Below are 7,885 nucleotides of genomic sequence, written 5' to 3'. Positions count from 1 at the left end.
CCCGCCCGCGCGCCCGCCCCCCCCCGGGCAACCCCGCGCGGCCCCCCCCCCCGCGCCCGCACGAAAGCGAACGTCATGCCTGTCCCGCACCCCACCGCCCCCGCGGGGGTGACGCTGTGACCACCACCGCCCCCGGAACCGCCGACACCCCCGAGATCCACTTCTGGGCCGTGCCCGACCTCACCGGCCTCGACTTCGACCCGACGCTCGCCAGACTCCTCCACGAGGACCCGGTCACCCGCGTCCGGCTCCCGCACGGCGAGGGCCACGCCTGGCTCGTCACCCGCTACGAGGACGTCAAGTTCGTCTCCGTGGACCCCCGCTTCAGCCGCCAGGCCGTCTGGGGCCGCTCCATCACCCGGCTCGCCCCCCACTTCATCCCGATGGAGGGCGCCGTCGGCTTCGCCGACCCCCCGGACCACACCCGGATGCGCCGCGTCGTCGCCCGCGCCTTCAGCGCCCGCGCCCTGCGCTCGCTGCGCGACCACGCGCAGGACGTCATGGACGGACTCCTCGACCGGATGGCGGAGCAGGGCGCGCCCGCCGACCTCATGGAGTCGGTCAACCGGCCCTTCCCGCTGGCCATGGTCAGCGAACTGATGGGCGTTCCCGAGGCCGACCGGCCGCTCATGGCCCACTGGTCCGACACCATCATCTCCGCCGGCGCGGGCCGCGAGGCCAGCGAGCGGGCCAAGGCCGAGATGGGCGCCTACTTCACCGAGCTCATCGGCCGCCGCCACGACACCGACGGCGACCAGCTCGCCGCCGTCCTCGCCGACGCCGTCGACGACGGGACGCTCACCGAGCACGAGGCCGTCGGACTCGCCGTCCTCATCCAGATCGGCGGCGCCCACGCCGTCCGCAACAACAGCGCCAACATGGTCTACGCGCTGCTCACCCACCCCGAACACCTCGCCAGGCTGCGCGCCGAACCCGAGCTGATCCCGCAGGCCGTCGACGAGCTGCTGCGGTACATCCCGCACCGCAACGCCGTCGGCCTCTCCCGGATCGCGACCGAGGACGTCGAGGTCGGCGGGGTCCGCATCCCGGCCGGCGACCCCGTCTACGTCTCGTACCTGACCGCCAACCGCGACCCGGACGTCTTCCCCGAGCCCGAGCGGCTCGACTTCGACCGCGCCTACAACCCGCACGTCGCCTTCGGCCACGGACCGCACTACTGCCCCGGTTCCGCGCTCGCCCGCATCGAGTCCGAGATCCTCCTCTCCTCCCTGTGGACGCGCTTCCCGGAGCTGCGGCTCGCCGTCCCCGAGGACGCCGTCCGCTGGCAGCGTGGCGCCCTCATCAGGGGGCCCGAGACCCTTCCCGTGACCTGGTGACGGGCGCCCCCACGACACGAGGAGGCACCCCGTGACAGCCACCGCCATCGGCGCCGCCGGCGGGCTCGTCGTCCCGCCCGGCCAGGGCCGCACCCTGACGACCGCGGCGCAGCACGTCACCTTCAAGGTGACCGGCGAACACTCCCGTACGGCCTCCACCTTCGAGGTCGTCGTCCCGCCCGGCTTCGACGTCGGCGCCCACGCCCACGGACACAGCGAGGAACTGTTCTACCTCCTCGACGGCGAACTCGACGTCCTCGCCTTCGAACCGCTCGTCCGCACCCGCGACAGCTGGCGGGAGTGGGAGTCCGCCTCCGGACAGCGGGCGGTCCGGGCGACCCCCGGCACCCTGATCCTGGTGCCGCCCGGCTGCCCGCACGCCTTCGCCAACCCCACCGGCGCCCCCGCCCGGATGCTCTTCCAGGCGTCGCCGCCGCCCGACCACGAGCGGTACTTCGAGGAGCTGATGGAGATCCTCGCGGAGGCGGGGGACGGCGGGGAGGTCGACCACGCCGCCATCGCACGGCTCCGCGTGCGGTACGACATCGACCAGATCACCCCGCTCCGGCACGACGCCGGCACCTGACGGGCGGCCCGCCCCTGGCCAAGGCGGGCCGAGGGGTGAAGGGCGAGGGGCGAAGGGCGAGGGCCGAGGGGCGCGGGGCGAAAAGGCGTTGCCCGCGCCCCGGGGCCGATCTTCAATGGCGGGGATGAACAACGCACCCCACCTCCTCGACCTGTACGACCGGCAGCTGCGCCAGGCGGCGCGCCCCGACGGACCCGGCTGCCGCGTCGAACGCGCCGGCGCCGTCGTCCGCCAGACCGGCCCCGCCCACGCCTGGAACGGCGTCCTCTGGTCCGGCCTCGACGACGACACCGCCGACGCGGCCATCGCCGCCCAGCTCGCCCACTACCGCGCCGAGGGCGTCCCCTTCGAATGGAAGCTGTACGGCCACGACGGCCCCGCCGACCTCGGCGCGCGGCTCGTCGCGGCCGGCTTCACCGCCGAGGAGCCGGAGACCCTGCTGGTCGCCGAGGCCAGCGCCCAGGGCGGTCCGGTGGCGCTGCCGGACGGCGTCGAACTCCGCGAGGTCACCGACGCGGAGGGGGTCCGGCAGGTCGTCGAGGTCCACGAGCGGGCCTTCGGCACCGACAGCTCCGACCTCGGCCGCCGCCTCCTCGACCGGCTGGCCGCCGACCCCGGCACCGTCCCCGCCGTCCTCGCCCTCGCCGACGGCGTCCCCGTCAGCGCGGCCCGCCTGGAGCTGTACCCGGGCACCGACTTCGCCGGGCTCTGGGGCGGCGGCACCGTCCAGGAGTGGCGCGGCCGGGGCCTCTACCGCGCCCTCGTCGCGCACCGCGCCCGCGTCGCCGCCGCCCACGGCCACCGGTACGTCCAGGTCGACGCGGCCCCCACCAGCCGCCCCATCCTGCAGCGCCTCGGCTTCGTGCCGCTCACCACCACCACGCCGTACGTGCACGGCTGAGCGGCGTTGTCGGTGCCCCGGTGCATGATCGGGAGGAGAGAGCACGCACGGGAGGGGACCCGCATGACGATCGCGAACGAGAGGGTGGCGGAGCACGCGTTCCTGCGCGGCCTGTACGAGGACGGGTACTTCCCCGACCACGTCGTGGACAAGGGCCGGGAGATCCTGCTCCGGCTCTGCGAGCGGATCGAGTCCGAGCGCCCCGCCGACCTGGCGGCGCTGTACGGGCTGACGCGGGCGGCGACGGACGAGTTCAACCGCCTGGAGGCGGAGTTCGAGGCGGCCGGGAGCGAGATCGAGACCGTGGCGCGCGAGGAGATAGGCGGAGACTTCCGGTTCGTCGCGGCGGCGTACGGCTTCGCCGACGCGGACCCGGAGGACCTGATCGCCACCAGGAACTGGTGACGGCACCCGGCCGGCGCCCTGGACCGGTCCGGCCCGGGCCTGTGTCGGCCCGCTCCCGGGCGTGTGCCGGTGCGGCCCGCTCCCGGGCTGGTGCGGGCCTGCGCCTGTGCGGCAGCCGGGCCGTCAGCTCAGGACGGCCCGGCGCGCCTCGATCCGGTCGCGGTACGCCGGGTACCAGGGCTCGCCCTCGCTCCGGGCGATCACCGCGAGGGCCCGGCGGCGGGCCCGGGCCTGGAGGAACAGGTCGACGACACCCCACAGGCAGAACAGCGGGAGCAGGACGCGCAGCCAGGTCAGCGGCGCGAACAGCACCGCCGCCCCGAGCGCGGCCGAGACGACGACGTTCGTGACCACCAGCATCCGCGCGGCCACCCGCGCGGCCAGGGCCGGATCCGCGGGGCCCTCCTCCTCCGGGTCGTCCGGCGCGTAGACGGTCGCCTCCCGGGTCAGCGCCCCGTTCCGCAGCAGGATCCACACCCCCGGCGCCACGATGGACAGCACCGCCACCGTCCGCGCGAGACCCGCGTCCGGCGCCCACACCGCGGCCGCGCAGACCACCGACAGCAGGAACGGCGGCCACGGCGGCGTGATCGCCCGGAGCGCCCGCGTCCGGTCGGCGTCCAGCAGTGCGGACAGGGCCTCGGGGGAGGGCCGGGGGGTGGTGACGTCGTTCATGCTGGTCCTCCGCGCGGCAGGGTCCGGGGTGTGGGATTCCGTCGCAGGCCACGTCCCGGCGGCGACCTCGACAGATGATCAGACCGCTGTCGCCGGGCCATGGTTGCCCACGAGGCCGGCCGCGGCCGCGACGGGCCCGCCCGGTCCTCAGTCGGACGCCTTGCGCAGGGTCGTGAGCGCGATGGCCGCCGACGCCACGGCGATCACCGCGCAGACCGCGCCGGCCGCGTTCAGCCCGTTCGTGTACGCCTCGCGGGCCGCGTCGAGCACCCGGCCGGCCGTCTCCGCCGTACCCGCCGGGAGGGACTGTGCGGCCACCAGCGCCGAGTCCGCGCCGTTCCGGACCGCCTCCGCCAGCTGCGGCGACACTCCCTCGGGGACCGTCACCGTGCCCTGGTAGACGGCCGTGCCGAGACTGCCGAGGAGCGCCACGCCCAGCGCCGCGCCGAGGTCGCCGCACACCGAGGAGAGCGCCGCCGCCGAACCGGCCCGCTCCGGCGGCGCCGACCCCACCACCAGGGCGGTGCCCAGCGCCCCGATCGGCCCGCCGCCGAAGAACGCCGCCACGAAACCGGCGACCAGCAGCGGCATCCCGCCCGCCGGCCCCACCAGGACCAGCAGCCCGTAGCCCAGCGCCGCCACCAGCAGCCCGCCCGCGACCACCAGGTGCACCGGGAAGCGCCGGGCCAGCGTCGGCGCCAGCTGCGCCGCCACGATCGACGCGACCGCCGACGGCACCATCCACAGGCCGGCCTCCATCGGCGACAGGCCGGCGACCAGCTGGAGGTATCCGGTGATGAACAGATAGCTGCCCGCGGTGGCGATCATCGAGACCAGCAGGACGGCCAGCGCCGCCGCGAACCCCCGGCCCCGCAGCAGCCCCAGGTCGAGCAGCGGGTGCTCGATCCGCCGCTGCCGCGCCACGAAGACCGCGCCGACGGCCACGCCGCCCACCAGCGTCAGCAGCGGCACCACCGCCCAGCCGTGCCGGGCCAGCTCCTTCAGACCGTGGATCACCGGCAGCACCGCCGCGAGGGACAGCACGACGCTCACCAGGTCCAGCCGCCCGCCGCCCGGCTCCTTGTACTCCGGGAGCAGCCGGGGCCCGGCGACGAGCAGCACCAGCATCACCGGCACGCCGAGGAGGAAGACCGAGCCCCACCAGAAGCGTTCGAGGAGCAGCCCGCCGACGACCGGCCCGAGCGCCGTGCCCGCCATGAAGCAGCCCGCCCACACCGCGATCGCCCGGCCGCGCTGCCCGGGGTCGTGGAACATGCTGTTGATCAGCGACAGCGTCGAGGGCATGAGCGTGGCCGCCGCGACGCCGAGCAGCGCCCGGGCCGCGATCAGCATCTCCGCGCTGGTCGCGTACGCGGCGAGCAGCGAGGTCGACGCGACCGCCACGGCCCCCACGAGCAGCAGCCTGCGCCGTCCGATCCGGTTGCCGAGCGCGCCCATCGTGATGAGGAAGCCGGCGATGAGGAACCCGTACGCGTCCATGATCCACAGGGACTGGGTGCCGGTCGGCCGCAGCGACTCCACGAGGTGCGGAAGCGCCAGGAACAGCACGCTCTGGTCGAGCGAGATGAGCAGCGTGGGCAGCGCCAGCACGGCGAGCCCCGCCCGCTCCCGGCGCCCCGCGAGCGGCCGGGCGCCCACCGGTGAGATGACGGACATGGTCGTCCCCTCCTGATGTGTCGATGGAATGTGGTCTCGGTGACGTCGGGGACGACCCTGCCGGGAGGCGCTCTCGGGCCCCTCTCGGTTCTCTCCCGGCGCGCTGTCGGCGGCGTGATCTAGGGTGATCGGCATGCGTTTCGGAGTGCTGGGGCCGCTGGCCGTGTGGACGGAGGACGGGGCCGGGGTCACGGTCCCCGAGGCCAAGGTCCGCGCCCTGCTCGCCTGCCTCCTGACGCACCGTGGGGAGGTCGTGCCCGCCGACCGCCTGGTCGACGAGGTGTGGCCGCACGACCCGCCGGCCCGGCCCGCCGGTGTGCTGCAGAACAAGGTGTGGCGGCTGCGCAGGGCTTTGGAGGACGCCGAGCCCGGCGCCCGCCGGCTGCTCGTCTCCCGCCCGCCCGGCTACGTCCTCGAAGCGCCGCCCGGCAGTGTGGACGCCGACCGCTTCCGTGACCTCGCCGAGCGGGCCAGGGCCGCCGTCGACCCCGCCGTCCGTGCCGCGCTCCTCGGTGAGGCGCTCGCGGAGTGGCGCGGCCCCGCGCTCGCGGACTTCGCCGACGAGGAGTTCGCGCGCGTCGCCGCGGCCCGCCTGGAGGAGCAGCGGCTCTCTGTCCTGGAGGAGCGCGCCGAGACGCGCCTCGCCCTCGGCCTGCACGTCGAGGTCGCCGACGAGCTCGGCGGCCCGGTCGCGCTCCACCCGCTCCGGGAGCGGCTGCGCGCCGCCCACCTCCGCGCCCTGTACCTCTCCGGCCGCCAGAGCGAGGCGCTGACCGGTTACGAGGAGGTGCGGACCCGGCTCGCGGAGGAGCTGGGCGTGGACCCCGGCCCCGAACTCGCCGCCCTGCACCGGGCGATCCTCACCCAGTCCGCCGACCTGACCACCGCGCCGGCCGGCACCCCCACCAGCGGCCCGCCCCGGGCAGCGTCCCCCGCCCCCGCACCCGTCCGTGCCCCCGCGCCCGCCTCCGGCCCTGCCGTGCCCGCCGCGCTCACCGGCCTCATCGGCCGGGACGCCGCCGTCGAGGAGCTCGGGGCCCTGCTCCGCACCGGCCGGCTGGTCACCCTCACCGGCTCCGGCGGGGTCGGCAAGACCCGGCTGGCCCTCGTGGCGGCCGCCCGCGCGGCGGGCGCGTTCCCCGGCGGCGTACGGCTCGTGGAGCTCGCCGCCCTCGACCGCGCCGGGGACGGGCGGCGCCGGGACACCGCCTCCGCCGAGGTCCGAGAAGCGGTCGGCCGGGCCGCCGGCGTCCGCGACGACGTGCCGCCCGCCCCGGGCACCGACCCGCTGCCGCTGGTCGACCGGATCGCCCGGGCCCTCGGCGACGCCCCCGTCCTGCTCGTCCTCGACAACTGCGAGCACGTCGTCGAGCCGGTCGCCGCGCTGGCCGCCCGCCTGCTCGCCGCCGCGCCGGCGCTGCGGATCCTCGCCACCAGCCAGGTCCCGCTCGGCCTCACCGGCGAGCACCTGCACGAGGTCCCGCCGCTGCCCCGCCCGGAGCCGGGGGAGCCCCTGGACCCGGACGACCCCAGCCGGTTCGGCGCGGTGGAGCTGTTCGTCGCCCGGGCCACCGCCGCCGCGCCCGGCTTCACCCTGGACACCGCCACGGCCGGCGCCGTCGCGGCGATCTGCCGGCGGCTCGACGGCATCCCGCTCGCCCTGGAGATGGCCGCCACGCGGGTGCGTGCCCTCGGCGTCCGCGAGGTCGCGGCACGCCTCGACGACCGCTTCCGGCTGCTGGCCGTGGGCGCCCGTGACGCCCCCGCCCGTCAGCGGACCCTGCGCTCCGTCCTCGACTGGAGCTGGGACCTCCTCGGCCCGGGCGAGCGGGCCGTCCTGCGGCGCCTCGCCGTGCACGCCGACGGCTGCACCCTGGACGCCGCGGAGGAGGTGTCGGCCGGCGTGCCGGGACGGGAGCCCGACCCCGCCGACGTCCTCGACCTCCTGGCCCGGCTCGTCGACGCCTCCCTCGTCGTCGCCGCGCCCGCCGGCCCGGACGGCGCCGTGCGCTACCGCCTCCTCGAATCGGTGGCCGCCTACGCCGAGGAGCGGCTGCGCGAGGCCGGCGAGACGGAGGCCGTACGCGGCGCGCACCGGGCCCACTACCTGCGGCTCGCCGAGCGGGCCGAGCCGCTGCTGCGCGGCGCCGAGCAGGCGTACTGGCTGCGCCGCCTCGACGACGAGACCGCGAACCTGCGCGGCGCCCTCGACTCCGCGGGCTCCGCCCGGGAGGCGGCGTCCGCGCCGCGGCGCCCCCCCACGCGCAGCTGGTCCGTGCGGCGGCGGGGCCGGGGCGCCCCGGC

General features: G+C 76.5%; 7 protein-coding genes. 5 read left to right on the top strand and 2 right to left on the bottom strand.

Annotated features, from left to right (window positions below):
* Positions 1-116 precede the first annotated feature (116 nt).
* From ACFW1I_RS19200 to ACFW1I_RS19185, 4 genes are all read left to right on the top strand, one after another.
* Positions 117-1,337 carry a cytochrome P450 gene (locus tag ACFW1I_RS19200; protein ID WP_384671240.1) on the top strand — a complete coding sequence of 407 codons (1,221 nt, stop codon included), beginning with the start codon at positions 117-119 and terminating at the stop codon, positions 1,335-1,337.
* A 46-nt stretch (positions 1,338-1,383) separates the two neighbouring features.
* On the top strand, positions 1,384-1,923 hold the full coding sequence (locus ACFW1I_RS19195; RefSeq protein ID WP_384671323.1) for a cupin domain-containing protein: 540 nt from the start codon (positions 1,384-1,386) through the stop codon (positions 1,921-1,923).
* A 124-nt stretch (positions 1,924-2,047) separates the two neighbouring features.
* A complete protein-coding gene (locus tag ACFW1I_RS19190) occupies positions 2,048-2,824 on the top strand; it encodes a GNAT family N-acetyltransferase (protein WP_384671237.1) in 777 nt (258 codons plus the stop codon).
* Between the two features lie 63 nt (positions 2,825-2,887).
* Entirely contained in the window at positions 2,888-3,229 is a 342-nt protein-coding gene (locus ACFW1I_RS19185; RefSeq protein ID WP_384671235.1) for a DUF5713 family protein, read from the top strand.
* Between the two features lie 123 nt (positions 3,230-3,352).
* Here the strand turns inward: ACFW1I_RS19185 and ACFW1I_RS19180 are convergent, their stop codons facing one another.
* Both ACFW1I_RS19180 and ACFW1I_RS19175 read right to left on the bottom strand, forming a co-directional pair.
* Positions 3,353-3,904 carry a hypothetical protein gene (locus ACFW1I_RS19180; RefSeq protein ID WP_384671232.1) on the bottom strand — a complete coding sequence of 184 codons (552 nt, stop codon included), beginning with the start codon at positions 3,902-3,904 and terminating at the stop codon, positions 3,353-3,355.
* Positions 3,905-4,051: 147 nt separating this feature from the next.
* Positions 4,052-5,581 (bottom strand): MFS transporter, encoded by a 1,530-nt coding sequence (locus tag ACFW1I_RS19175; protein WP_384671229.1) that lies wholly within the window; start codon positions 5,579-5,581, stop codon positions 4,052-4,054.
* A 133-nt stretch (positions 5,582-5,714) separates the two neighbouring features.
* On the opposite strand from ACFW1I_RS19175, the gene ACFW1I_RS19170 reads away from it, so the two are divergent.
* The coding region (locus tag ACFW1I_RS19170; protein ID WP_384671227.1) for a BTAD domain-containing putative transcriptional regulator at positions 5,715-7,885 on the top strand (2,171 nt) is incomplete at its 3' end.

It is taken from the genome of Streptomyces sp. NPDC058955 (assembly GCF_042741435.1).
Classification (GTDB): domain Bacteria; phylum Actinomycetota; class Actinomycetes; order Streptomycetales; family Streptomycetaceae; genus Streptomyces.
Note: the sequence above shows the minus strand (reverse complement) of the source record. Positions and strands in the feature narration are given on the sequence as shown.

What these genes read in the sequence shown, in the direction of transcription:
- ACFW1I_RS19190 (WP_384671237.1), top strand. Translation starts at nt 2,048, where the DNA reads ATGAACAACGCACCCCACCTCCTCGACCTGTACGACCGGCAGCTGCGC.
- ACFW1I_RS19185 (WP_384671235.1), top strand. Translation starts at nt 2,888, where the DNA reads ATGACGATCGCGAACGAGAGGGTGGCGGAGCACGCGTTCCTGCGCGGC.
- ACFW1I_RS19180 (WP_384671232.1), bottom strand. Translation starts at nt 3,904, where the DNA reads ATGAACGACGTCACCACCCCCCGGCCCTCCCCCGAGGCCCTGTCCGCA.
- ACFW1I_RS19175 (WP_384671229.1), bottom strand. Translation starts at nt 5,581, where the DNA reads ATGTCCGTCATCTCACCGGTGGGCGCCCGGCCGCTCGCGGGGCGCCGG.